The 25,239-nt window shown below is 46.9% G+C and carries 17 protein-coding genes; 4 read left to right on the forward strand and 13 right to left on the reverse strand.

Going from position 1 to position 25,239, the window contains the following annotated elements:
• Positions 1–75 precede the first annotated feature (75 nt).
• A complete protein-coding gene (locus NDA01_RS17690; RefSeq protein ID WP_348228975.1) occupies positions 76–465 on the forward strand; it encodes a RidA family protein in 390 nt (129 codons plus the stop codon).
• 174 nt (positions 466–639) lie between these two features.
• Here the strand turns inward: NDA01_RS17690 and NDA01_RS17695 are convergent, their stop codons facing one another.
• The 4 genes from NDA01_RS17695 to NDA01_RS17710 form a co-directional block, all read right to left on the reverse strand.
• Positions 640–1,401, reverse strand: coding sequence for an HAD family hydrolase (locus tag NDA01_RS17695; RefSeq protein ID WP_348228976.1), 762 nt, complete (start codon positions 1,399–1,401; stop codon positions 640–642).
• A 99-nt stretch (positions 1,402–1,500) separates the two neighbouring features.
• A complete protein-coding gene (locus NDA01_RS17700) occupies positions 1,501–2,733 on the reverse strand; it encodes an aldo/keto reductase (RefSeq protein WP_431193434.1) in 1,233 nt (410 codons plus the stop codon).
• A gap of 21 nt (positions 2,734–2,754) precedes the next feature.
• Positions 2,755–3,465 carry a ribose-5-phosphate isomerase RpiA gene (gene rpiA / locus NDA01_RS17705; RefSeq protein WP_190438955.1) on the reverse strand — a complete coding sequence of 237 codons (711 nt, stop codon included), beginning with the start codon at positions 3,463–3,465 and terminating at the stop codon, positions 2,755–2,757.
• Between the two features lie 159 nt (positions 3,466–3,624).
• Positions 3,625–5,811, reverse strand: a complete 2,187-nt coding sequence (locus NDA01_RS17710; RefSeq protein WP_348228977.1) for a GAF domain-containing sensor histidine kinase — start codon at positions 5,809–5,811, stop codon at positions 3,625–3,627.
• 711 nt (positions 5,812–6,522) lie between these two features.
• Here NDA01_RS17710 and NDA01_RS17715 point away from each other — a divergent pair.
• The 3 genes from NDA01_RS17715 to glgB all read left to right on the forward strand — a co-directional run bounded on the left by NDA01_RS17715 (position 6,523) and on the right by glgB (position 10,284).
• Positions 6,523–6,669: a hypothetical protein gene (locus tag NDA01_RS17715; RefSeq protein WP_190438965.1), complete on the forward strand. Its 147-nt coding sequence runs from the start codon at positions 6,523–6,525 to the stop codon at positions 6,667–6,669.
• 510 nt (positions 6,670–7,179) lie between these two features.
• The gene (locus NDA01_RS17720; RefSeq protein WP_348228978.1) at positions 7,180–7,494 is read left to right on the forward strand and encodes a hypothetical protein; all 315 of its coding nucleotides are present in this window, start codon (positions 7,180–7,182) and stop codon (positions 7,492–7,494) included.
• A 483-nt stretch (positions 7,495–7,977) separates the two neighbouring features.
• Positions 7,978–10,284: a 1,4-alpha-glucan branching protein GlgB gene (gene glgB, locus NDA01_RS17725; RefSeq protein ID WP_348228979.1), complete on the forward strand. Its 2,307-nt coding sequence runs from the start codon at positions 7,978–7,980 to the stop codon at positions 10,282–10,284.
• Positions 10,285–10,373: 89 nt separating this feature from the next.
• Here the strand turns inward: glgB and NDA01_RS17730 are convergent, their stop codons facing one another.
• From NDA01_RS17730 to htpG, 9 genes are all read right to left on the reverse strand, one after another.
• Positions 10,374–10,799, reverse strand: coding sequence for a GspH/FimT family pseudopilin (locus tag NDA01_RS17730; RefSeq protein WP_348228980.1), 426 nt, complete (start codon positions 10,797–10,799; stop codon positions 10,374–10,376).
• On the reverse strand, positions 10,793–10,945 hold the full coding sequence (locus NDA01_RS17735) for a type II secretion system protein (RefSeq protein WP_348228981.1): 153 nt from the start codon (positions 10,943–10,945) through the stop codon (positions 10,793–10,795). The genes NDA01_RS17730 and NDA01_RS17735 overlap by 7 nt, the downstream gene beginning before the upstream one ends.
• Before the next feature lie 101 nt (positions 10,946–11,046).
• Positions 11,047–11,730, reverse strand: coding sequence for a prepilin-type N-terminal cleavage/methylation domain-containing protein (locus NDA01_RS17740; protein ID WP_348228982.1), 684 nt, complete (start codon positions 11,728–11,730; stop codon positions 11,047–11,049).
• Between the two features lie 45 nt (positions 11,731–11,775).
• Positions 11,776–12,741, reverse strand: a complete 966-nt coding sequence (gene hpsC / locus NDA01_RS17745) for a hormogonium polysaccharide secretion pseudopilin HpsC (protein ID WP_348228983.1) — start codon at positions 12,739–12,741, stop codon at positions 11,776–11,778.
• 71 nt (positions 12,742–12,812) lie between these two features.
• Positions 12,813–13,493 carry a hormogonium polysaccharide secretion pseudopilin HpsB gene (gene hpsB, locus NDA01_RS17750; RefSeq protein WP_348228984.1) on the reverse strand — a complete coding sequence of 227 codons (681 nt, stop codon included), beginning with the start codon at positions 13,491–13,493 and terminating at the stop codon, positions 12,813–12,815.
• A 43-nt stretch (positions 13,494–13,536) separates the two neighbouring features.
• The gene (hpsA, locus tag NDA01_RS17755; protein WP_348228985.1) at positions 13,537–19,506 is read right to left on the reverse strand and encodes a hormogonium polysaccharide biosynthesis protein HpsA; all 5,970 of its coding nucleotides are present in this window, start codon (positions 19,504–19,506) and stop codon (positions 13,537–13,539) included.
• Positions 19,507–20,076: 570 nt separating this feature from the next.
• Positions 20,077–20,313: a 50S ribosomal protein L28 gene (rpmB, locus tag NDA01_RS17760; protein WP_190551988.1), complete on the reverse strand. Its 237-nt coding sequence runs from the start codon at positions 20,311–20,313 to the stop codon at positions 20,077–20,079.
• 97 nt (positions 20,314–20,410) lie between these two features.
• Positions 20,411–23,071 carry an O-antigen ligase family protein gene (locus tag NDA01_RS17765; RefSeq protein ID WP_348228986.1) on the reverse strand — a complete coding sequence of 887 codons (2,661 nt, stop codon included), beginning with the start codon at positions 23,069–23,071 and terminating at the stop codon, positions 20,411–20,413.
• 122 nt (positions 23,072–23,193) lie between these two features.
• Positions 23,194–25,179 carry a molecular chaperone HtpG gene (gene htpG / locus NDA01_RS17770; RefSeq protein ID WP_431193435.1) on the reverse strand — a complete coding sequence of 662 codons (1,986 nt, stop codon included), beginning with the start codon at positions 25,177–25,179 and terminating at the stop codon, positions 23,194–23,196.
• Between the last annotated feature and the right edge of the window lie 60 nt (positions 25,180–25,239).

Below are 25,239 nucleotides of genomic sequence, written 5' to 3' on the forward strand. Positions count from 1 at the left end.
AGACGAAGTTGGGTGTCAGTGTTTCGATAGGTTTGTGCGAAAATGCCTTGGTTTCATATTGATGGTTGAAGGGATATGACGCGCAAGGTAATTCGGACAGAGCAGGCTCCCGCTCCGGTGGGGCCATACAATCAGGCGATCGCGGCGAGTGGGCAGTTGGTGTTTGTAGCAGGGCAGATCGCACTTGATCCGCAAACTGGGGCGATCGTGGGTGAGGGAGATGTAGTGCGGCAGACGGAACAGGTGATGGCCAATCTGGAAGCGATCCTCAAGGAAGCAGGAGCCACTTTTGCAGATGTGGTGAGAACTACAGTATTTCTAGCTGACATGAACGACTTTGCAGCAGTCAACAGCATCTACGCCCGCCACTTCGACGAAGCCACCGCCCCAGCCCGCGCCTGCGTCCAAGTCGCCCGCCTCCCCAAAGATGTCCAAGTTGAGATCGACTGCATCGCCGTAATCTAACCAAACCTAAACAAAACCCTCCTGAGGAGAGCCACACTTGGCCAACCAAAGCACTTTTGGAGGGGGCCTGGGGGACGCAACCGTCCCTCAGCGGGAGTTTGAGGGCAGGTGCCCTCAAGGGTTCGGATTTCACAAACTCCAACTAAGACAACTCAATCAAGCAGATGCGATCGCCTAGCGACCGTGCAAATGCTGCACCAACTCCATATCCACAAAAGTCGTCCAACCCACCTCACCAGAAAGCACCGTAAACGGCATACCCGGATCACCCAGATGATCCAAAACCACTACAGCTCCTGGAAAATCTTGGTCTTTGGTGTAATCATTAATCGTCACAATCGTCTTGAGATCCGCTTTGTCAGCCGAAATCAAGCCATTGTGTGAATCCTCAAACGCGATGCAATCCTGAGACGCAATCTGCATTTGCTCTAAGGCATAGAAATAAATGTCAGGAGCAGGTTTCTTCGCTGGCACAATATCACCCGCCGCAATTACATCAAACCAGGCAATGCTTTCGTGGCCCAAAGTACTCTCTAAAAGAGCTGTGACATTGGCAGGAGTGGTCGTAGTCGCGATCGCCAAGCGAAACCCTTGGGCACGCGCTTCATCCAACAACCGCTTCACCCCAGGTCGCAGCGGAATGCTGCCTTCGCTGAGTAGTTGCGTATAGTGCTTGGTTTTAGCCTTGTGTAACGCTGCGATAAACTCGTCCAAATTATTAGGACGCTGGAAGTCTGAGCGATATTTGTCGAGGTAGAACTTCATTCGCTCTTTGCCGCCTGTGACGGCTAATAGTTCTCCGTATAGCTCGACAGTCCAATCCCAATCCAACCCAGCTTCCGCAAAAGCGCGATTAAAGGCAACCCGATGACCATCCCGCTCGGTATCGGCCAAGGTGCCATCGACATCAAAAATTAGTGCTTGCAGTTTGGTCATAATCAGCCGTCAACCAACGATGAGAGAATTTCCAAAGGCGAGTTCAACCCTTTGGCACTCTAGCTCAATTAGGGTCAAAGGTTAAGTAGGCAAAATCTTTCAGCTTTGCGATAACCGCTGTACCGTTGCACCACCCAAAATTTCATGAGCTTCTGCTAATAACGCAGGGATTTTGTCAGCGTGAGGGCTATTCTCCAAGCATTGCCGTAAATCTAGTTCTGCCACTTTTTCGGCTCTGGCACCGGGAAACCAATGATCCGCTTGACCCAGCAAGTTGTAGCGCATCTTGCCGTAATCCACCATGTCATAAGCGATCGCTAGATTTCGCAACCCGAGAATGGTATGAATGTTCATGCCTCCTGGGGTTTCCTCAGGTTTAGGCAAGCCAACATGCCAAGTTCTCCACCACTCTTCACCCAGAGCCGCGATCGCTGCTTGTTCCAAGCAAGCCAAAATCGGGGGCAAAATTTCATCAGCGCGATCGAGCAGGTCTAGGGTTCTCAGATGTTCGTCAAAGTCGGTGGGACGAGACGCGCCAATACTCAGCGTGTGTACCTGGGGGTGACTCAGACAGAACAGATCGTTAAAGACCATCGGGCTGAGAGGCGCACACAAGTCCACCAACTTTTGAGGGGGTTTGTAGAGGTCACCACCTTTGTTGGTAGGGCTGATGATAAACACACCCATATCGTGCTTCCCAGCAGCCTCGATCGCGGGCCAATTGTTTTGGTTGATGTAGTACCAATGCAAGTTCACATAGTCGAACTGGTCCGTGGCGATCGCCTGCAAAATTACTTCTAGAGGCGCGTGGGTGGAAAAGCCAATAAAGCGTACTCGACCTTGCGATCGCAGCTTTTGGGCTACTTCTAAACAACCGCCGGGACGCAGGCAGTACTCCAGCAGTTCGGCATTATTTACGCCATGCAACGACAACAGCTCCACATGATCGAGTTGCAGGTAAGCCATTGATTGCTCAAAGGTTTGCAAAAACCCTTGCGGATCTGCGGTCGGAATGATTTTGGTTTGCACAATTAACTGGTCGCGTGGCAGTTTTGGTAATACCGCTCCCAACTGCATTTCGGAGCTACCATATCCCCGCGCCGTTTCGATGTGGTTGATCCCTAGTTTTACAGCCCGTCGAACCGTTGCCTCTAAATTCTGTTGGTTATCAGCAGGAACTGTATCTTTGGGGACATCTTGCCACTTGTATTGGTAGCGCATTCCTCCACAAGAAAACACAGGCATGGATAACTCTGTCCGCCCAAACCGCCGATACTGCATCTTTAACCCCTGCGTCTCTACCACGGTAGGGGCGAACGGTCGTTCGCCCACATTGCCAGGTTAATTCAACAATTATGCTTCGCGCACGATCGGTTGCCCGTCTTTCACTTCACCGACCAACACGAGATCGGTTAGGCCGACAAACAAACCATTTTCCAAAACGCCGGGAATGTTGTTGATCGTCTTTTCCATCTCAGCGGGGTTGTCGATGCTGTCAAACTTCACATCCAGCACCATGTTGCCCTGATCGGTGATCACGGGGCCAGCTTTCTTGACACCCATCCGTAGTTCTGGCTTGCCACCCAACTTCTCGATCGCCCGTGCCACTGGTGTAATTGCCATCGGGATCACTTCAACAGGCAGCTTAAAAGTAGTACCTAAGCGATCAACTAGCTTAGAGCTATCCACCACCACAATGAATTCTTTGGCTAAGGCATCCACAATTTTTTCGCGAGTATGAGCCGCACCGCCACCCTTGATCAAATTGTGCTGCGGGTCAACTTCATCGGCTCCGTCGATCGCAATGTCGATGTACTCAATTTCATCTAGCGTCACTAAGGGGATGCCATACTGCTTCGCCAGTACCGAGGATTGGAAGGAAGTCGGCACGCCTTTGATGTCCTTGAGTTCTCCAGATTGCAGGCGATCGCCCAAATACTGAATCATCAATGCTGCGGTTGACCCGGAGCCTAACCCCACAATAGAACCGGAGTGCACACGAGCGGCTGCGGCCTTGGCAACTTCTTGCTTCATCAACTGAATGGGGTCTACTGACGCGGTCATTCCCAAAGCTCCTTGCATATCAATGGATTAATCTGCACGGTCTATAGCATGACCTAAAGTGAACTCCCTGCCTAGTCTGCCGAGTCAGTTCACGTTTTTTGATCCCTGGCAAAAGTCAGGGCAGGACTCAAGCGAGATATGAGCAAAAGTTGCCCTGGATTAAGCTTCTGGAGCAACAACTGTCGGCACCGATGCGATCGCCTCCGTCACCCGAGCAAATTCAGAGGCCAATGTAGAGGTTTGCTCCAAGGCTTGCGGATCTGAGAGTAGGTGAAAATATTTCACAGGTAGCTCAATCGCAAACTCGGTTCCTTGCCCTGGCTCAGAGTGGCACCGGAGTTGGCCCTGATGCTGATTGACCACAATTTGATAGCTGACGGTTAAGCCGAGCCCTGTTCCTTGACCAATTTTTTTGGTAGTGAAGAAGGGATCAAATATTTTGGCTTGGAGTTTGGGAGAAATTCCAGGACCATTATCTGCGATCGCAATCCGAGCAAAGTTTTCCTTTCCTGACGCACCCAAGACCAGTTCTGTCCGAATCGTAATGGTTTTGAGCTGCGTAATAGTTTTGGTCTGGGTGGCCCCACCACTGAGCGCTTCGATCGCATTGGTGATCAAATTTAGAAAAACCTGATTGAGTTGTCGCGGATAGCACTCTAGCGGCGGCAGAGCGCCATAATCGCGAATCACTTGGATTTCATTTAACTGATTTTGCAAGATCGCTAAAGTACTCTCTAAACCATCATGCAAATTCACAGTTTTGCGACTCGACTCATCCAGGCGGGCGAAGTTTCGTAGCGACAGCACAATTTCCCGAATCCGGGAGGAACCCACCTTCATCGACTTCAGGATACGGAACAAATCTTTGAGCAGAAAGCCAAGTTCTACTTCATCAATCAAAGTTTGCACTTCTGCCACTGGCTGCGGATAGTGGACTTGATAGGCAACTAAAAGGCGGTTGAGCTCCTCGATATAGCGCTCAATATAAGGAATATTGCCGTAGATAAAACTAACGGGGTTGTTAATTTCATGCGCGACCCCTGCCACCATCTGCCCCAAGCTGGACATTTTCTCACTCTGAATCAACTGAGCTTGAGTGAGTTGCAGTTCTTGTAACGTTTTTGCTAAATGTTGAGCTTGAGCTGCACTTTCTAAGGCTTGCTGCTGAGTTTGAGCATACAAATTTGCCTGCTGAATGGAGATCGCTAATTGGTCAGCAACTGCTTGAGCGAGTTGCTGGTCGTTATCTGACCAATAGCGTGTATGAGAGCACTGGTTTAAGTACAAAATGGCGTGCAGAATCCCATTGGTTTGCACTGGCACCACTAAGGATGATTGAATCTGGGCTTGTTTGTATTCCTCGTTGTAGGGACCGACTCGCTCATCTTGAGCCACATCCATCATCACCACAGGTTGGCGATGCTGAATCACCCACTGAGTAATGGGGCCATGCGTGTCAAAGTCGTTAATGGAAGGGGAGAAGGATTCTCGGCAAATTTCGTATAAGTGTTTGCGCCGAAAAGCAGCGCCAGGAATGGATTCTTGGACAAGCTGTGGCAGTACATTCAGTGGCTCTACTTCACCATGTTCCACTAAATGCACTAAACAGCGATCGGCCTCTAGCGCTTTTAGTAGCTGCGCGATCGCCTGCGTCAAAATGGTTTCCAAGTCAAAGCTTTGCCGAGTTTGGCTGGTAATCTGATTTACTAGTTGCTCGCGTTGGGCCTGCCGTTGTGTCTGCTCATAAAGCCGAGCTTGGCGAATCGCAATTTCTAATTGCTGCGCCAACGACGCCATAAACTCCACCTCAGCTGTTTTCCAGCGGCGAGGTTGGTCTGACAAACAAACTAAATAACCGATGGAATCAGCTCGATCCAAAACAGGAACTAATAAGTTGGCTCGTGCTTCCAGCACCTGAAAATTTAGCCCACTTTTAGAGCGTTGCCATTTCGCTAGCCACTGCCTTAGCCAGCGAGTAGTAGCAGAAGCATGAGCATCGCCACAACTCACAATCAACTGACCTTGGGCGATCGCCTCAGCCGCATCTCCGAAAGCGGCCAATGGTGTATAGCCTAGCTGAGAGCCGCGATCGCTCCCTAGGCGTTCACAGACAACCTGCACTCGGCAAGTGTCACTGAAATACCAAAAAAAAGCACAGTAATCCAGATTCAGTAACGTGCCAACCTCATCCACCGCTGTTTGAAGTACAACGTTCAACTCCAAAGAATTACGGATGCGGTCAACAATCTTGCGCAATAGAGCGCTTTGCTGATGATACTGGCTCAGAGCTAGCCGACCAGAAAAGTTGGTAAAGGGAAACACACGGTGTAACAGGGGAAAGAGCATAAGGCACTAGAGAGTCTACCATTGGACCGATAGATGCTTCTAGATTCAAACTGCAAATACTGACACTGAAATCCCTATGAAGATGACGCTTTTGAGCGAAAACTTCAGTAGTTTATTTGACATTTATCGAACCATCAATCAGCTAGTGCCAAAGCTTACGTTCTACTGAAACACACGGACGAGGAAACAACTCAACAACAAACAATACTTTTCAACCTTATTTTCTGTTTAGTAAGTTCTCTGCCGCCAGCCAAGACTGACACATCCCTAAACAGTGTCGTTGCTTCCTTTGGTAGTCGATTTGTATCTACTTAATCTCACACCACCATACTTTTCGTGAAATGAAGAGCAGATCACTCGCAATGTCTACATCAGCTAAAGGTTTTGCCAGTTCGCTCAGAAACAGGCTTTTTGCCCTCTTGGGTTGGAAGCCATTAATTATGCTACAAATAACTCAGTACCTAAAGAAACTGGGAAACTACTAGCTTTATAGTTGGTAGGTGCTTAGGTCATCCCGGCAATCTCGGTAGACGAATTGCTAAGGTTAGGTACTACAGCCTGAACTACTTTATGTAGAGCTTTGAGGAGCAATCCTCAGGCAATCAGCAACCTAGAAATCCTGTTGTTTTACGGCAGGAAGGTCCAGCGAGCCCAGTGCTGTATTCAACTAGCAACTTGTTATCCTTGCCATAGATAGTGAAAGAGGAGTGTATGAATAAGAAAGTAATTAGCCTCGCCTTAGTACTCAGCTTGGCCGCTGCTTTGGGAGCTTGCGGTGGTGGTGATACCACTACTAGCCCTTCCCCTGGTGAATCCCCTGCGGGTTCCCCAACCACCTCTCCTACTACATCTCCCTAGGCTTTTTTCCCATACTTGACAAGCCCTATCCCTCAGTCAGTGTACAAAACTGCCTGAATAGTGGATTTAGCCTCAAAGTATGAAACAGCCAAGAGATTGCTCCTCACAACCTATTGCAGTCCAAGTCAAGCTTTTAGCGTCGTACTGCTCTAAGACCGATCGCTATATGAACTGGATCTAGGTTGAAGGTGGCCGTCCTCTAACAACCCTGTAATTAATTTGGTGGCTTACAAGAGCCCAGTAGTCGAGTTTGGCAACCATTCCAAGCTTTAGCAAACTGGCTCTTGTGAGCTTATTGTTATTTAACGGTGGCTAAAATTTGTGGTGAGCACTAAGTAACTTGAACCAAGGCCTCAGCGATCGCCAAGTTGATTGCTAACCTAACCTTATTAATTTTTTAAGAGACTTTATTCCTTGAAAAATGCTTTACCTAGTTAGGAATCGCTGCCTTGTAGCTTAGGATGACAGAAAAAGGCTGTCTGCATGAACCATAAAAGGCAAATATTCCTTATGGGCTTGAAGCTCAGCGCTACTTCTATCTTAGGTTCAATTGTCTGCTTGTTTGCTTTAGCTACTGAATTTGCTTACGCATTACCCCCTGCGGAGGATACCCCTGAAGAAATTCTAAGGACTGAAATTATTACTGAAGCGCGATCGCCCGTCGATGGAAAGCCCTTGACTCCAGCACAGTACGCTGAGTTGCAGGCCCAACTGGAGGCAGGACCGCCTATTGATCCCAAGTTGTCTCCCCAGGTCAGACGAACCATCACCTTACTACGCTTACGCCAGTTTATTCGGACTTTTTTCCCCTTTTTATTACGCTGAGTCGCTATGTCTTTTCTCTCTAAGAGCGCCAATTGAGGTCGCGATCGCACACCCACCTTCGTAGTTTTCAGCCCTAGCCGCAAGCCCAGTTTTTCCTAACATCTCTGACAAAATTTGCCTGCCTAACCCGAGAACTAGCCAGAACTCATCCAGTAAACCCTACCTGACCACCGCAAACATGTCTGGATTTAGGCAGATGATTTGAGACTTTAGCTATGATTTGCTACGGTTTACTACAGTTCATTACCTGATTTTTACATTTGGGTTTTATACACCTTGCCAATTATCAGTTACGTGCGTCCACCCCATTCAACGTTCGGAGTGGGCGTAAGCTGTTAATGCTAATTCTTTCAAAGGTTTTCAGTGCCTTCAGTTTCTCCCAACTAAGACAACAGCCTCTGGATTTCAGAGCCACACGCATATTACAAAACCTTTTTCCCGAGTTGGAACGCATTCAATAATCTCGTTTAGGTAGGTAGTTTCATGTCAATGACCGTCGCCCCTGAGCAAATTGAGCGGATTGTTTGGAATCAGCACCATGACCCCTTTGAAGTTTTGGGCCCTCATGCCGTACAAAGGGATGGCCAAACTGTTTGGGTCGTGCGAGCTTATCTGCCCAATGCAGATGCAGCCTGGGTGATTTTGCCAGAAGAACGGGCAGAGCATGCGATGCAACCCATTCATCATCCTCATTTCTTTGAATGCACCATTGATACTCCAGAGTTAGCTAATTATCAATTACGCATTCAAGAGGGGAATCATGAGCGTGTCATCTACGACCCCTATGCCTTTCGTTCTCCTTACCTCACAGACTTCGATCTACATTTGTTTGCTGAAGGTAACCACCATCGCCTTTACGAGAAATTAGGGGCACATCTGACAGAAGTCGAAGGGGTCAAAGGCGTTTATTTCGCAGTTTGGGCACCTAACGCTCGTAACGTTTCTGTTCTAGGTGACTTTAACCACTGGGATGGCCGTAAGCACCAGATGCGTAAAGGTCCTTCCGGGATTTGGGAACTATTCATTCCAGCCTTAACAGAGGGCGATCGCTACAAATACGAAATTAAAAACCAAGCGGGACATATCTACGAAAAATCTGATCCCTTTGGTTTTCAACAAGAAATTCGGCCTAAAACAGCCTCCATTGTCACTAACTTAGATAATTACACCTGGAACGATCAGGATTGGATGGAGCAGCGTCGTCATACAGAACCGCTCACCCAACCTATTTCAGTTTATGAAGTTCATTTAGGTTCCTGGTTACATGGCTCCTCTGCTGAACCCGCTCGCTTACCCAATGGCGAAGCGGAGCCTGTCGTCCTCGTTTCTGACCTCAAGCCTGGAGCCCGTTTTCTCACCTACCGAGAGTTGGCCGATCGCCTCATTCCTTACGTCAAAGAGTTAGGCTTTACCCACATTGAGCTTCTACCGATCGCCGAGCACCCCTTCGATGGGTCTTGGGGATATCAAGTTATTGGCTACTACGCCTGTACTTCTCGCTACGGCACCCCTCAAGACTTAATGTATTTCATCGACCAGTGCCACCAAAATGGCATCGGGGTCATAGTTGATTGGGTACCTGGTCACTTTCCCAAAGACGGTCATGGTCTAGCCAACTTTGATGGCACTTACCTCTATGAGCATGCTGACCCCCGAAAAGGTGAGCACAAAGAATGGGGCACCTTAGTCTTTAACTACGGTCGGCATGAAGTTCGGAATTATCTAGTAGCCAACGCCCTATTTTGGTTCGACAAATATCACATTGACGGTATTCGAGTAGACGCAGTCGCCTCCATGCTCTATCTCGACTACTGTCGTAATCCAGGAGAATGGCTACCCAACCAATATGGTGGCCGAGAAAACATTGAAGCCGCTGATTTCTTACGGCAAACTAATCACACCATTTTTAGTTATTTTCCTGGTGTGCTCTCCATCGCTGAAGAGTCTACCTCTTGGCCAATGGTGTCATGGCCTACTTATGTCGGTGGTCTAGGCTTCAACCTCAAGTGGAACATGGGGTGGATGCATGACATGCTGGACTACTTCAACATGGACCCTTGGTTTCGCCAGTTCCACCAGAACAACCTCACTTTCAGCATCATGTATGCCTTCAGCGAGAACTTTATGCTAGCGCTATCTCATGACGAGATCGTGCATGGCAAGAGTAGCATGATTGGCAAGATGCCAGGAGACGAGTGGCAAAAATTTGCGAATCTGCGATGTCTCTATGCCTACATGTTCACGCATCCCGGCAAGAAAACTCTATTTATGAGCATGGAGTTTGGCCAGTGGAGTGAGTGGAATGTTTGGGCTGACCTGGAATGGCACCTTTTACAACACGACTCGCACCAAAAACTCAAGCAATTCCTAGGTGACCTCAATCACTTATATCGAGCTGAACCTGCACTTTACACTCAAGACTTCTCGAATGATGGGTTTGAGTGGATTGATTGTAGCGACAATCGTCACAGTGTAGTTTCCTTCATTCGTAAAGGCAAAGACTCTGATGATTTCGTAGTTACTATCTGCAACTTTACACCGCAGCCGCATGCCCACTACCGCATTGGTGTTCCTGAAGCAGGATTCTATACAGAGTTATTTAATAGTGATGCCCGCAAGTACGGCGGCAGCAACATGGGTAATCTAGGCGGAAAATGGACAGAAGAATGGTCTTATCACAATCGCCCCTACTCAATGGATCTATGCCTGCCACCTTTAGGCGTCGTTATTTTGAAGCTCGATCGCGAGAAAACAAAAGCAGCTAATGCAAAACAACTAAACGCTGGTTAGTTGCTGCTTACATGTACCGACAAAATTCTTGTCGCTTGTAGGGCTGCACCTCATCGGTTCTACAAGTGATGAAAGTTTTATTTTCCGACTCAATAACAAAACCTACCATTCTGGGGAGAACGGTTTTCTTTGGCCATACGAATTGCACCAATAAGTGTAGAAGCAATGACGCAACGCTTGGCTTTACCCCCATCCTTTGAAGATAAAGTCAGTCTTCCAAGCTGTCCGTTTACATTGCCTTTAAAGTTGAATTGAATTCGCCAAACACCACTACTTTGAGTCAAGGTGGTTTCTGCATCATCAATCTGCACTTTAGAACTCAAGTCATGCCATTTTAATAGTGTTGAATTCACAGTCTGGGGATGAACTGCCCACTGCGATATTTCATTCTGTTCTCGAAAGCTAACTTGCCAGGTTAGTTTCTGGTGAACAGAATTATTTTTTGCTTCTTGCAGCGCTCGATATACTTCATTCTGAGCAGCATTAAGAGATTGAATATTTAAAAAAGCTAGCAACTAGGAGCTGCGATCGCGCTAAGGCTTCCTATTGCTAGAGCTACTACTAAGACTTCCAGGAGCGTAAATCCTGAGTTGCTTGATTTCCTGCCGGGTGATTTGCGGTTTGAATGCTTCCGGAAAAAATCTTGAGTGTAAGATTTCATAAAATGAAAGCACCCTAGTAAGTATTGGAATCCTACTTAAGGTGCCCGAAATTTAATTTTTTATGCTATCTGCCTGAATTAGAAAATGAGTTTTATAAGATTTAGCTACATTCAGTGGAACGACCTGCGCTCATAGCACCCAATAGCGAAGTGACTTTCACACATCGCTTTGTGCCTTGAATTGGTTGAGATGAGTTATTACCTAAAGGCAAGGCAATAGTAATATCCAAATTTGTATCACTACCACGGGGAAGAGTACCAAAGTAGTCAAAAACCACGCTGGCATAGCTTCCTGATGCCAAGGCAGTTGAACTACCAACTTTATTTATCCCAGAGGAAGTAATATTTGTCCCCACCCATAATTGCCCTGCTTTGTTTCTGCCGCTCTCTTCTGGACTCAGATTTTTCCAGACATTTGCATCTAGATTAGCCGCGAGCACTGAGGAAGGATGAACCGCGTATTGCGCCACGCCATTTGTAGTTCTTCTAAAGCTAACTTGGTAAGTTAGTTTTCTCTGTTTAGCTATGGTTTGGGCATCTTGAAGAGCTGAAAAAATTCGATCTTGCGCCTTGCTAACTTTCTGACGATTGACGAAAGTTAGCCAACCAGGAGCTGTGATGGCGGCTAGCGCGGCAATGATAATTACAACCACCAAAAGTTCTAACAGCGTAAAACCAGAGCTAGCAGCCTGAGGCGATCGCTTTAAGCTATGTAGTGGTTTTTTACAAGCAGCTTCATTGCCTGAGAATCGATATAGGGTTTTAGAAAATTTGGAACTTTGCATTCGACTCTCCTGTTTGCTAAGTCTCGCTAATTCAAAATCTAGCGATTAATTGGAACCTAAAAGACCACGCCCCTGAACTTGGGCACTTGCACTAGGAAAGAAGGGAGAAAGGGGTTGTCTATACTGTGCTCGATTGGCCATTTGACTCTTATTAAGAGTGCGGGCAAAGGCATTGCCCCGAAGGTAAACTTTGGCGATCGTCTTACTTGAGTCAACACAGGCATAAAAGCTTCCTGTCTTAAGAGCATCTACGGCGACCGAACCACCGCTACCACTATATTGTGGAACCTGCTGAGTATTTGGTGGGCAAACAGGATTTAGAGCACCTGGAGAAGTTGTTGCAAGTGTATGGTCAACGAAGTCAACTAGGGTGTCAATTCCTGTAGAGTACGTGCCATTTTTAGTCCACTGATTCATGGCAGTAGAGATGCCATCAGAACTGCCAATACTAAAAAGCTTAAATCCAGCGTCAGGTTGATAAGCACTGAGATATCCTGACTCCGTAGAAATACCATCTTTGATTTGAAACCTGCCAATTCTGGCAGTACAAGACCAGGGAGAGCTTTGGCAACTAGAATCTTTAATCAGGTAGTAGCTTACTAAGGAATAAACGAACTGATCATCAAAACCTGTGGAAACTGGGCGAGCATTCTGGAGAAACTCGCGTTTCCAAAAAACAAGGACTGGCATTTTATCTGTAGCTGATGGCTCAGGCAATTGGCTTCTAATGGCACCAACACCCGTAGCATCATAGATGTAAACTGCTTGCTGAAGATCTCTAGTGATGTAGTCTAGAGCCGCTTGCAGTTCTTGTTCTGAGGTTGACTTTGCCTGCTCTCTACGGTCTGTCCGCAGAATATCAACCATGAAGGATAGTAAGGCGCTGAGAACGATCGCTGAGATAATCATCGCGACCAGCAACTCAATCAGAGTAAAGCCGCTAGTTTTTGATCGAGGCAGTTTCACTCGGTTGAGCTGAGTCTTAATAAGCCACCTAAGTCTGCTGATCATGTCTGCGGTTCTCCCCTGTTTTACTAAATACTGAGTTGGCAAAAGTTAGCATGAAGCTACTAGCACCCTGATTACTGGTTGCAACCGCCAAGACGTTGACAGAAATTATCGTAACTCGCGCTCGCCTTCACTTCCGTGGTTAGTTCTATAATGGGAGCTTTGCGAGGTCCGAGAGTACCTGAAAAAGCAGACTGGCTTCTCTTTCGGGCAGTATCAGTACTCCTTAAAATGTTGCCATCTGCTTTGAAAGCATCGGCGCGGTAGACTCGAACCCCTAAGAGGTAGCCTCTCGCAGCATCTATAGAAGTGGAGTTATAACGAACAGCCTGAATGATTAGATCATTTGGTTTATTGTTCTGACAGACGTTATCAGCATTGCCATCGAAGCAATACAAGCCTGCTGTCGCTGCTGGGGTTGTGCAATAGGCGTTGTTTGCACAAGCTAAAGCGGATGGAGTGGGTGCAGCATAGCTAGTAAAAGTAGCAGGGTCGTTACTAACAGCTACGGTAGTACTAGGGGGAGGAGTAACGCTCCCCGATCGCAAACCGTCGATGTAAGCTCTGGCGGCTTGGGTGCCTAGCTCTACTCTCCTCGCCTGTACCCTTGTGGCTACGGACAGCACAATTACAGGGGCGATCGCGCTGAGCAAGATGGCAACAACGACAATAGCGATCAAAGACTCCAAGATCGTGAAACCACTTTGGCTGGAGTGAGCAGATTTTTGCTTGAGTTGACTGATACTTTTTGTCATTGCTAGCCACCAGAGTTACAGAGTTAGAACTAAATGTTACGCCTTACCAAGTACCAGTGGGGCAGTTAGCAGGACGCTCACTGTTGTTAATAGCGTTGTTACCGCCTGACACAGTCTTGGCACACAGTAGCTGTTGCACCCACTTATCATCGCGGGAAGCTTCACGGAAGAACTCATTGGCTGCGAAGATAGGCTCGGTGGAGAAGCGCTCAGCTAACAAGTCTGGTCGTCTTTGCTTGAGTAAAGCCACATCGAAACCCCAGTTACGATTGGGTGGCTCGTAGTAGGGTAGCCGACCACCGCCATTTCCTATTTTGTAAACCTGGGGATAGGCAAATAGACCGCCAGGCCCAGCGTTTGCAGGAAAGAGGGGTTGGAAGGGAGCTGTTGCAAAGACGCTACGCTTAAACTGCACAAACGAGCCAAATGCTTTTACCTCAGTGTCGTGCCATGTTTCTAGGAAACGCAGGAAGTTGTGTAAACCACCGTTATCCTCGGTCGGACGAGCTGGTGTATCTCCAGCAGCAGCGACTAAGTTAAATGTTGTTGCTCCTGGTGCTTTTGCCAGCCACTTTGTTGACCGTACTTCGCCAATTGTGACATCCGGAAGGTTAAGCTTCGGTCCAATGTCAGTGACTCTAGCTGTCGTGCCAGTAGGAGTACCAGTTGGTACTTGCAGGTGTGCAACTGGAGCAAGCAAAGGTTGTCCGTCGTCGGAGACAGCTGTGACAGTAGCGGGATTGCTGCCAGTCGCCGCGGGAGTCTTGTCGAGATTAGCGAATCCCAAAAAGCGTCCGCCATCAACGTTGACGTTAGCACCTATTGTGACACCGCCCGCTTTACCCATAAAGTTACCGCCAATGCGAGTAGCTCGGTAAGGAGATGTATCAGAGTTAACGTTGTTTAGGTTCACTGAACCACCAGAAACCCAAACGATGTTATTGGGACTAATATCACCAACCAAATTTAGAACTACCCCGTTACACTTAGCGTCAGTGTTTAACGCAGTGGCACCACCACCAGTTTCACCACACTTATTGGTTGGATTACCAATATTGAGTGATGCCCCAATCCGCAACACGAATATTTGATTTGGCTTACCAGCAGCATTGAGAGTAATAGTACTGCCATTCTCAAAAGTAGTGCTGCCAGAGAAATCAACTACAGTCAAGCCGTCGTTATTGGTATCGTTAGCATTGAATGTGTAATCATAGCCACCGAAAGTATTTGGTATTAGAGATCGATTAGTTGCTGCGTTGTAGTCATAATCACGAGGAGTTGTGCCGTTAGCTAGCAGTGCGTCAAGAGTTTCATCAATGGCTCCACCGTTAGCTAGCATTCCTTCACAGGTTGTATCTACTGTACCAATAGGAAAATTAGTTTGATACTGCGTAGAAGCCTTACCAGAGTTTTGATCTGTACAGATTGCGTAATCCGATGCTGAAGGGGTTCCCTGGTTTAGCAGATTCAGAGGAGCAACATCAGGCAAGTATGGCAGGAGTAACTTACTACCACCTTGATCAGGAGGGAGGTAGTATAGTGGCTGATCATTCTCGTAGGTAATATTAGTGTTTTCTCCTGGTTCACCCACTATACTGGTTGTCGTTCTGAACCAAAGAGCGTTAGCGGTTCTCTTGCCATAGTGAGTATATTCAGATGCAGTGCCGCTATTAGGATATTGGCAGCCATTTCTAATTGGATTATTGGCTGTTACGTCTAGTGGGCAACCAACTCCTAATGGTTTAGCAGCACTATTGATGACTGGCGGAGGCCCAGCCGCCTCTTGAATGCTGGTAAAGACTAGAGCTTTATAGCGATCGCGAGCGAAGCTTACCCGACGAGCATAACGTTGATCATCAGCCACCATTGCAGGTTTTGCAGTAGTCCCTGCACCTAATCGGTCAATTATGCTCTTGGTATTACCACCAGTATTAAAGCCCGTTGACCAATCAGCCTCAGCATTGGTAACGATGCCATTATTATCGCTGTCCGCAGTAGCAAGCACTGCCTTGATTGCTTGACCTAGATCCCTCGATGAAATAGCTCTCTCAACGTACGTTGTTCCAGAAATTGTAACTGAATCGTTCAAGCTACCATTCCCGTCCATATCAAAGCCAACTACCCAGTCATTCGGCCCACATGTAGAGACAGGAAGTTTGCGACAAATCTCCATTACGTAGGTTGGAGAGGTAACACGCCGCTGAATTGGAGTGACAAAGTTGTTGAAGTAGGAGCTATTAGCACCTGTACCAGTACTGACACTGAAGTCAGCATCTTGAAAATCACGGCTAGTCACAAAGTTGTTGTTCCAGAAGCCATTTCTCAAGCGCTTCGCAATTGACTCTTTAGAACTCTGGTTGTTATTTAAGTCATAGTCGCCCTCGCTTCGGAAACCAAAAGTGTAACTAGTAGAAAGGGGAGTAATAGCATCCGCTAAGACTGTGGCGGGTCTCCAAGGATCGCCTGTTCCACATCCGGTATACTGCCCTGCTCGACAAGCAAAATTCTCATTGACTCCAGTCCGAGCGTAGAAATTACCCCAGTTTGCTGTCATAGCAGTGGTAAATTCTTCCTGCGTGTGTAGGTTGAAGTTACCTTTGATATAAACAGGTAAATCTGTTGCTAGTACTAAACCTTTTTCTTCGGGTCTATAGTTAGCCTCACGCCCTAAACTAGCTCCATTTTCCAACAGAATAGCGCTGGGACGACGAGACGAATCGAGTCGGTAATCTACGGGACTAGTGCGTCTTTGAGATATTTTGTCTTGCTCAGAAGAACTTAGAAGTGGTGCACTGAGATCTAGTAGTGCATCATCACGAGAGGCATAAATGATGCCGCTATTGGGGAATAAATACTCGTTTGGAGAACTGCCTGCTACTGCTTGAGCTTTGAGTTGTCCCAAATCAATAGCTGTAGCTCGTACTTCTAAAGGTTGGCGCTCTTCAAGACTAAGATTGTACTTACCAGTTAAAGTTTCTAGAATTTTGGCAGAGACACCAGAAGTATTAGGGATTGCAGCAGTAGTACCACCTAAAACAGTAATGCTAGTGCCAGTAACTGCTGTAATAGTCCCACGAGTGACGTTCAATTCTGATTCATCAAAGCCAGTAGTAACTAGATTATTTGTAAATCCTCCAATGGTTATCACGTCCCCTTTATTCAAAGTACCAGCAGGGATGCCGGGGGAGGGGAAATTATATGTCCGAGTAGTAGTACTACTGGAAGCTGTGCTAATTGCTAAGCTGGGGGCTCCGTCAACTGCTTTGACCTGACGTGCATCTAGAAACGTAACTTCTTTAATTACTCCATGAGGAATTGTGAAGTTAGCAGCTGGAGTTGTAGTTGGGGAAATAGTGCTATCTAGAATCTTGATAGCGCAAATAGCAGTATCAATCGCACCATTCTCTGCTGGAGATAGCGGCTTATTGCTAGCAACTAAAGTTCCACTGCTCGTTAGCTTTTTCAACGCATTTTGTAATTGCTCATTGACAATACGTCCATCAGGGAAGACCAATGTTGCCTGAGCCTTGAGTTCTGCTATGTTTGCAGCAGCAGTCGTCAGTCTAGTAGCTGGAGCGGTATATGGGGTTGCATACACCACCCCATTGTTAGATTTTCCACCCACAGCATCGTTCCACGTAGCAATGTTTTTAGCAGTTGTTGGATTAGTAGGATCGTAATAGCTACTAATACAAGCAATTGGAGTTTGGTCGATGCCTGTACTGTTCTTATAGTGATAGACAGCAGTTGCCCGCATGCGCAAATCGGGTTTGTCATCAATCTGGATACCTGCTGCATCAACCCCGCCTCTCATCGGCATGGAGTCAGGCCATACCACCCTGTACCGATCGGTCGCACCTACAGTTCCTGCTAATACAGAGGTATCACGAGTCACAAGTGGAGCAGGGGCACCAGACGCTAATCTGCCGGTACGGAGAGGATTAGGAGTACCGAGGGATGGGTGATCGAACCAAGAAGGAGTATTAAGAGCAGCGGTAGCAGAGATAAACCCTGGTACGCGGTAAATACCCGCCCCTGTAATGACTCGTAAACCACCTACGTTATCCAGGGCATTGACTGGCTGTTCTGTGGCAGCTTTTTCCCAGAAACCGCTACGGTTTGTGACCCCCAAGTCGGGTAGCTCTTCTATGCGAGTCTCCCGATACCGAGTTCCTGGGCCATCATCCCAGGTTTTGCCAGTTAGCTCGTGGGGGGTTCTCTGGCCGACAAAACTGTCACTGCCAGTAAGGTACCGGAGGAAAGGCAGGTTATTGCCGACAAAAACGCGATCGCCCAACAACCTTTCTTGACGGTTGTAGTCGTTTTTCCGCTTGTTGGGCTCTGTCATGGGCAATTCCATGTTGTTGCCAGTCCCTTTTAGGGTCAAGCCAGTGTAGCCTGCACTAGTTACACCATCAGCACCAGTTGGCATAGCCCAAGCATCAGCGGGTCTTAGTAGGCCAGCGGCAGGAAAGATGCCTGTATTAGCATCCGCAACTCCGTCTGTATTAGTATCTGTAATTGCGACTCCATTGACAGTTGTGCCAATAATGGAGCTACCAAAAGCTGCTTCTGAGTAGGGGACACGACGGGTGCGCTGCCGAAAGTAGCGCTCCATTTCTTCTTGGCGCACCGCATCTGGGTCTAGAGAGGCATCGCTGTTAAGTCGGCTGCCGATGTTATTCTTGACTTCAGCTGGATCACCAGATTCTGCCCTCTGATTAGGAAAAGTGCTCGCGATAGTCTGAGCCCCACCTTTTAGAATGGCAGAGCGTACCAAAAGATCAATTCGCTCAGTGTAAATTTGGCTGTTGTAGGAGCCTGCTGTTGAGGCATTAGTTATAGATTTGCGATCGTTACCAATGTTGGCATCAGCAATAGTACTGCCGCCTTGATACAGGTCAACTCGTACGCTTCCGCTGGTTGCGCCCCCTACGAAGTTGCCATAGGCAACGTTCCCACCAACTACAATCTTGCTGTTTTCTTCGTTTTTGATGTAGCAAGAATTGGTGCCGCTAACTTGGTAATAGCGGATAGCTTCATCATCCTGACCCGTCAGGAGATTGCTGTTGGTAAATACTCGGCCATTTAAGCGAAACGCAGGACCCGGCGTGATTTCTAAGTCATCTTCGTAGAGTACAGCAGCGTTGTAAATGGGAATTCGGCTACGATCTTGCTGTAACTCTAAAGCAGAAAATCCTTTGTTTCCTTTGTAGGCTTCGTATCTCGCAGCGTTACTAGTAACAATTGGATCAGTACTGTTTAGCGGTACAGTGGCAGCGTAGACAAAAAAGCTTTTCTTTAAGACATCATTAACGCGGTACCAACCTGTACTGCTCAAGAATGTTGAGGTACTATTCGCGCCCCCGAAAGCATTTCTACATGCAGCATCCAGTACGCGATCGTCCACCATCGGCGCAGACCTCGCCTCAAGGGGATTTCTAGGCCGATTAAAATCTCCATTAACGCCAACGCTGGGGCTACGCAGATAAACCCCATAGAGGGTATAGCTATCGAACTTACCGTTATTGTCTGTGTCTACTGGAAAACGCCATGCTGTGGTAGCAACTTCTTGATTCTGTAGAGGGCCAGTAGTATTGTTAATCCCACCACTGCCATCAATATCGAAAGCTACCTTTAGACGCGTTTCATCCCCGAAGGTATATCGTTCCTTCGTAGCGATCGCGTTGTACATTTCAGTTTCTGAAGGCGTACCTCTCGGTAATCCTGGATCGTCAAATAGGCCATCCAATTTAGCCTTGGCGCGATCGAGAGCAGGCGAAGTAGCGTTTAGGACTGTCTCGTTAACCCGGAAGTTGCTAGCATTCTTGGAGCGATCGAACGAACGTAGGACCATTGCTGTAGTCAGCAAGACCACCACCAAGGTCACCATGACCACAGTGGGCAACACAAAACCTTGGCTAGCGCCTCGCGGTTGCTGACCAACAACTATAAGGCTGCGTAAAAGCCAGTTCATTAGACGCTTAGTCTTGGGTTGCTTACGAGTTGACATGGTGGCTTTCCTGTTCCAGATGGAATGTTCTGTATTTTGAAAGTAAGAGAAAGGATTTGTATTTGAGCAGTACTAAGCTTGAGAAGTCAAGGGGATTGATTAAAAATGCTGAAATCAACGATTTCTTCTAGGTTCGTTCTGTCTTAGCAAGCCAAGACTTTATAAATCAATGAGAAAATCACCACATCGCAGAATCAAACTCCGCTGAAGTTTCAGTTTATCTACTGATTGGTGAATGAACTGACCTCACATCTCTGCTTAATATAGTCAATCAACAGCATGACTCTATTAGACGGGTTGATTTAGAAGGGACACACACAAAAAATAGAGCAAGCGCAGTAGACTAAACTTCATCACAACTTCATAAGATTGTGTATAAGTCAATCGAAACTATATTACCCACTTGTTCTAGCAAAACTATCAGTTCCGGATCAAAATTAGCTTTAAATTATCAATTTATTTTTTGTAAAGCTACGCATTTGCCATGCTCATAGCTAACTCAATGACAAAATGCCTGTAGGGGTGGTATCAAAACCCTTACAGGCATGCAGTACTAAGAGTAGAGAGAGCTTAGTAGTGATTGAGGTTGAGACCTGCTTCTTTAGCCATTGCAGCCAAACCCTTGTGTTCCAGGGTTTTGATAGCTTTAGTTGAAAGACGCAGCCTAACCCAGCGGTTACCCTCAGCCCACCAAATCCGCTTCCATTGCAGGTTAACTTCTTGGAGCTTTTTAGTGCGACGGTGAGAGTGAGATACTGCGTAAGCGTTATTCGCTTTTTTACCCGTCAGCTGACATTTACGACTCATAGCAACCTTGCGACAAATAGTCTATAAATTTGGACACAGTCTTCTATTGTATATAACTGTTCACAATCTCCATAAGTGAATTAGTTTTGATTTGCCCTCACGTTTTGCTGAACTGAGTCAGTGATGGCCTGTCTAAGCTCAGTAAATCTTTTTGGGCTGCCACTAGGGTTTGGTCAAAAACGGGCATAACACCCACTGAGTTGAATAATTTTAAGTTATGGACTAACACATTAATAGGCAGCGATCGCGGCATTTCTATAAAGTCTGGGCCATTAGTATTGCGGTAGGAGAAGAAACCAACTCGCTCACTGATCGCCTTGGTGTAGCTATGCATCGAGATTAGCCAAGGACGAATTTGCCGATGTTGCTGCATGCTGGTCTGTAATGCTTCTGTAGCATCCTTAAGGGTATTAGTCTGAATGTGCTCCTGCAACCTACCAAGGTATTTTTGTGGTTCAAGCCATGCCTGCAATAAAGCGATCGATTCCTGAGCTGCGCCAGTCAAGCTAAGTTGGTTTAGAAGATCCAGTGCCTGTGAATTCTGGCCTTGGTCAATCAGCACAATCACTTGAGCTATGGGACTAAAGTGTTGCATTTCCCAGGTAGTTGCTTGAGTAGAAGTTGCCTTAGGTGTAGTCCACCACTCTAATAGGCTCATGTTTTGAGCAATCGAATCAGAGCTAGGGTCGTTAGGTGCGATACGACTTAGACATTGTCTATACAGGGCTAGGGCCTGTTGAATTACTTGTGGCTGTAAAGCTTTGAAGTCGGGATCTAGCCAAACTTCAGTGGTTAAAAATTCAGGGTTAACAAATCCTTCCAAAGCAAAAGCTTTAGTCGCTTTCGAGTAATCTCGCTGGTTAAAGTAGGCAGTCCCCATCAAAGCGTAGGTATACAGTTTCCGAGGGGTAAGCTGGGCGGCACGACGCAGATTGTCTACCGCTTGCTTGGGACTGCGATCGATCAACCAGGATCCTAAGTAGCGGTTGAATAGTTCATCAGCTGAAGCCAAGGCTACCGCTTGCTGTAAATGGCTTTGGGCTAATTGGGCAATTTGCTGCTGATATTGAAGATTGAGTTGAGGAGTCCTTGAAGGGGTAGGCTCTGCCGTGGATCTTTGGTTAATTGTAGAGACGGAATCGCGCACTGCAATAATGTCAGCAAGTTGAGCCCCTAGTTGAAATTGATAGTATGGCTCCCAAGGCACAATTTTGGCAGCAGTTGACCACTGACGATAAAAATCGGACAAGTTGCCAGCCTGCAAATTAGAGTTGCCTGCATAGGCCAACATCATGGCTGCGTCATTGGGAATCCAAATTCTTAATGCTGCTAGAGCTAGGGTGAATCCGGCGAGACTCAATAACCTTCTTAAAGACGTTTTGATGAGAACAGGCGGAGTAGAGAATTGATCCCCTAAACTAGCCAAAACCGCAATCAAGGCTACAACGGTTAAGCTAATGGCAATATTTTCCAGTTGAAAGTCTGTCAGGCTACTGATGGTGTAGCCTAGCAATCCTGCACTACAACCATAAACGGCTAAGCGATCGCTAGTTTTCTTGTCCAGGCTGAAAGATTGTTGCTTAAAATGCTTAATCAGTTTCCAGCTCAAAGACAGTAACAGGACAATCCACAGGAAATAAGTTCCTAAGCCCAGCAACCCTAACTCTGCTAAAAATTGAATGGGCGTGCAGTGTAATTGCTGCACCCGAAAAGCAGTAATACCCGCTTCAATTGGTCGGTACACATCATAGAGCTTGATAGTATTACCTAAGCCAATACCCAGCCAAGGATGCTGTTGCCACAAGCGAATCCCAGCTTCAATTGAAAACAGGCGAAACTGAGCATTGCCTTCGGTATGGCCTGAAAGTACTGCGCTTATCAGCCGTTGCACTCTAGGATTAGCCAGTAGCAGGGCTGCACAAGTCAGCAAGACACTAGAGCTAACCCCAATAGCAGCTAATATCTTAGATTTTTGCTGGCGTGAGAGTTGGACATTCCAAGTTTCAATAAATAGAATGATTGTTCCCAAGCCTAACAACGTGAGAAAGCCAAGCGCTCCTCCCCGTGATCCCGTAGTGTATAGGGCAGCGATCGCCAACCCAGTCCCACCAAACCACAGCCACCGCAACCAATTTTCTTGCCTCCAACCCAAAACAAACAACACAGGCAATGTAAGGACAAGATAACCAGCAACGAAATTGTGATGTCCTAATGGGTATGGGTTAACCGGTTCCGTAAACGTATCTTTGTATAGTCCCCAGAGCAGCACACTAATGCCACTAGTTAACAAGCCACCAATGCCAAGCCCATTTAAAAGCCACCAACGCCGACAGCTAGAGAACTGAGTCTCTGTCACTTCCGCTGCTGTTGATGCTTTCGGCATCCCGGTTAGCCAGTTAGTCAGAGCATAAAGAGTAAAACCATATCCCCCCACGATTGCTAAGTACCAAAATGAGGGCTGGGATTTGAAAGCAAATAGCGATGAAAGCGTTACAGATGCTGCACTTAAACCTACCGCCCAGTCGAGATGATGCCCTAATAACCGAAAGGGAAATTGAAACTGCCTTAACCGCCATAAAAGCCAAGCAGCGATCGCTAAGAAGCCTAATTGCCACAGAGTAACCCAGGGCCAAGACACCATCAAGCCATAGCTTTCAGGTAAGACAATAAAGACTGCAAGAGCCAGCAGCCCAGTTCCCAACAACCATTGACCTTGTTGGAAGAAATTGTAGTTGAGGTGTGGAGGGAACTTAGGCATAGCTGACAATAGGCTTAGCTGATCAGGTAGAGCATTCCCTTCAGCGTAGCGGAAAGACTAAATCAACAAAAATAGAGGTGCGATCGCACCTCTATCTCACTTACCTCAAATTTGATTTTGGTTTAGTGAGTAGCTTGCTCGGTCAAGCGGGTTAGAACTTGGTTAGAGCGTTCTACAAACGCCTTCATACCTTCAGCATCAAATCCTTTTTGAGACATCAAGGCTAAGTCGTAGACATGCTGACAAATCATATCTGCTAGTTCGTTAGAAGCAGATTGCCCTTCAGCTTGAATAATGCTGCCTTGGCTCAGATTAATCAGATTTTGAATCAAGGGATGAGCCGTGTTCACCAGCAGGACATGCTCTTCCGGAAACTGAGCTAGTTGCTGTTGCATCAAAGCATTCATCTCTTGCAAACGACGCAAAGCTTCTGGCAAAAGTACGATCGCTGGGGGAGTACCTTTAGGATCGTCCGACTTCAGACTTTCGGTGCGGATAATTAGCTTAGGTCGGTTGAGGGCCTTCTGGAATAATTCCTTCAGTTGCTCACCGCGAGTCTGATTCGTTTTCGGATCAACAATATCAGCCGCTTGATCCTTTTCAATCAGAGTGTCATCGAGGTCAGAGTCTACACGCGAGAACTTAACCTCAGAATACTCTCGCTCCAAGAAACTAATGAAATGGGTATCGATGAAAGAGTCCATAAAGAGGACTTCTAACCCCTGCTTCTTATGCAACTCTACATAAGTAGCTTGAGTTACTTCATCCGTGCAGTAAAAGACTCGATTCTCGTGGCGCGATTGATTGCGCTCTAGATACTCCTTGATGGTGGTGTAAGAGGGTCCAGAGCTAGCTTCTGAAGCAGGACTTACTGTTTGCCAGGCGTCTCCTTCCTCAGACTGCACTTCAACTGCAGGCGTTTCGGTAGTAGTTGGTTTCAACTCAGCAGTCGAGCGATAGATCAAAATATCTTCAACTTGCTTCTTGAACTTGTCGTCGTTGATGGAGCCAAACTTGACGAAAGTTCCTAAGTCCTGCCAGCAACGGACATACTCTTCCCGGTTGTCTCGGTAAAGTTCTTTCAGGCGATCGCCCACTTTCTTAGCGATATAGTCCGCAATTCTCCGGACCGTGCGATCGTTTTGTAAAAAGCTACGAGAAACATTCAGCGGAATATCAACGCTGTCAATCACACCCCGCAGAGGCAATAGGAATCGAGGAATAACTTCTTCGCAATTGTCGCTAACAAAAACTTGGTTGCAAAATAGCTTGATTTGGCCCTTAGTAACGTCTACATCTGGCTTCAACTTAGGAAAGTAAAGAATGCCATTGACAACAAAGGGGTAATCAGTATTGAGATGCACCCACAATAGAGGCTCTTCTTGGAAAGGATAGAGATAACGATAAAACTCTAAATAATCTTCTTTGGTCAAGTTATTAGGAGACTCTTTCCAAGGAGCTTTTTGCCGATTAATTTGCTCTCCATCCAGCTTGATGGGCACTGGCATAAAGTCGCAGTAAGTTTTTACTAACTGCTTAATTCGGTAAGGCTCCAGATACTCTAACTCCTCCTCTTGTAGGGTTAAAGTTACCGTAGTTCCCCGTTGAGCCCGATCGGATTCTTCTAGACTAAACTCGGTTGAGCCGTCGCAGGACCAATGAACAGCTTGGGCACCTTCCCGGTAGGAGAGAGTATCAACCTCAACCCGTGCTGCTACCATAAACGAGGAATAAAATCCAAGCCCAAAGTGACCAATAATTTGTTGGTCCGTGGAGTTCTTGTACTTTTCAACGAATTCTTCAGCGCTAGAGAATGCTACTTGGTTGAGGTACTTCTTGACCTCCTCCGCAGTCATGCCAATTCCGTTATCAGAGACAGAGAGCGTTTTCTTGTCTTTATCAAGCGTGATTTGGATTTCTGGCTCTCCTGCCTCACCAGAGAACTCTCCGGCATAAGAAACCATCTTCAGCTTCTGAATCGCGTCAACCGCGTTCGAGATCAGCTCTCGTAGGAAGATTTCGTGATCCGAGTAGAGCCACTTCTTGATAATTGGGAAGATGTTCTCAGTATGAATACTGATGTTGCCCTGTTCCAGAATGGTTGCCATGAGTCTTGCGCAATGAACGGTTGAGTTAGTTCTGTTTCAAATATAATTGTGGGCGATCGC

The sequence above is a fragment of the Trichocoleus desertorum AS-A10 genome (assembly GCF_039962155.1).
Lineage (GTDB): Bacteria > Cyanobacteriota > Cyanobacteriia > FACHB-46 > FACHB-46 > Trichocoleus.

Excerpts from the sequence above, each read along its gene's own strand:
- NDA01_RS17720 (WP_348228978.1), top strand. The coding sequence starts at position 7,180 with ATGGGCTTGAAGCTCAGCGCTACTTCTATCTTAGGTTCAATTGTCTGC.
- NDA01_RS17765 (WP_348228986.1), bottom strand. The coding sequence starts at position 23,071 with ATGCCTAAGTTCCCTCCACACCTCAACTACAATTTCTTCCAACAAGGT.
- NDA01_RS17710 (WP_348228977.1), bottom strand. The coding sequence starts at position 5,811 with ATGCTCTTTCCCCTGTTACACCGTGTGTTTCCCTTTACCAACTTTTCT.
- hpsB (WP_348228984.1), bottom strand. The coding sequence starts at position 13,493 with ATGACAAAAAGTATCAGTCAACTCAAGCAAAAATCTGCTCACTCCAGC.
- NDA01_RS17695 (WP_348228976.1), bottom strand. The coding sequence starts at position 1,401 with ATGACCAAACTGCAAGCACTAATTTTTGATGTCGATGGCACCTTGGCC.
- rpmB (WP_190551988.1), bottom strand. The coding sequence starts at position 20,313 with ATGAGTCGTAAATGTCAGCTGACGGGTAAAAAAGCGAATAACGCTTAC.
- NDA01_RS17715 (WP_190438965.1), top strand. The coding sequence starts at position 6,523 with ATGAATAAGAAAGTAATTAGCCTCGCCTTAGTACTCAGCTTGGCCGCT.
- rpiA (WP_190438955.1), bottom strand. The coding sequence starts at position 3,465 with ATGACCGCGTCAGTAGACCCCATTCAGTTGATGAAGCAAGAAGTTGCC.
- NDA01_RS17735 (WP_348228981.1), bottom strand. The coding sequence starts at position 10,945 with ATGAAATCTTACACTCAAGATTTTTTCCGGAAGCATTCAAACCGCAAA.
- NDA01_RS17740 (WP_348228982.1), bottom strand. The coding sequence starts at position 11,730 with ATGCAAAGTTCCAAATTTTCTAAAACCCTATATCGATTCTCAGGCAAT.
- NDA01_RS17690 (WP_348228975.1), top strand. The coding sequence starts at position 76 with ATGACGCGCAAGGTAATTCGGACAGAGCAGGCTCCCGCTCCGGTGGGG.
- glgB (WP_348228979.1), top strand. The coding sequence starts at position 7,978 with ATGTCAATGACCGTCGCCCCTGAGCAAATTGAGCGGATTGTTTGGAAT.
- hpsC (WP_348228983.1), bottom strand. The coding sequence starts at position 12,741 with ATGATCAGCAGACTTAGGTGGCTTATTAAGACTCAGCTCAACCGAGTG.
- htpG (WP_431193435.1), bottom strand. The coding sequence starts at position 25,179 with ATGGCAACCATTCTGGAACAGGGCAACATCAGTATTCATACTGAGAAC.
- hpsA (WP_348228985.1), bottom strand. The coding sequence starts at position 19,506 with ATGTCAACTCGTAAGCAACCCAAGACTAAGCGTCTAATGAACTGGCTT.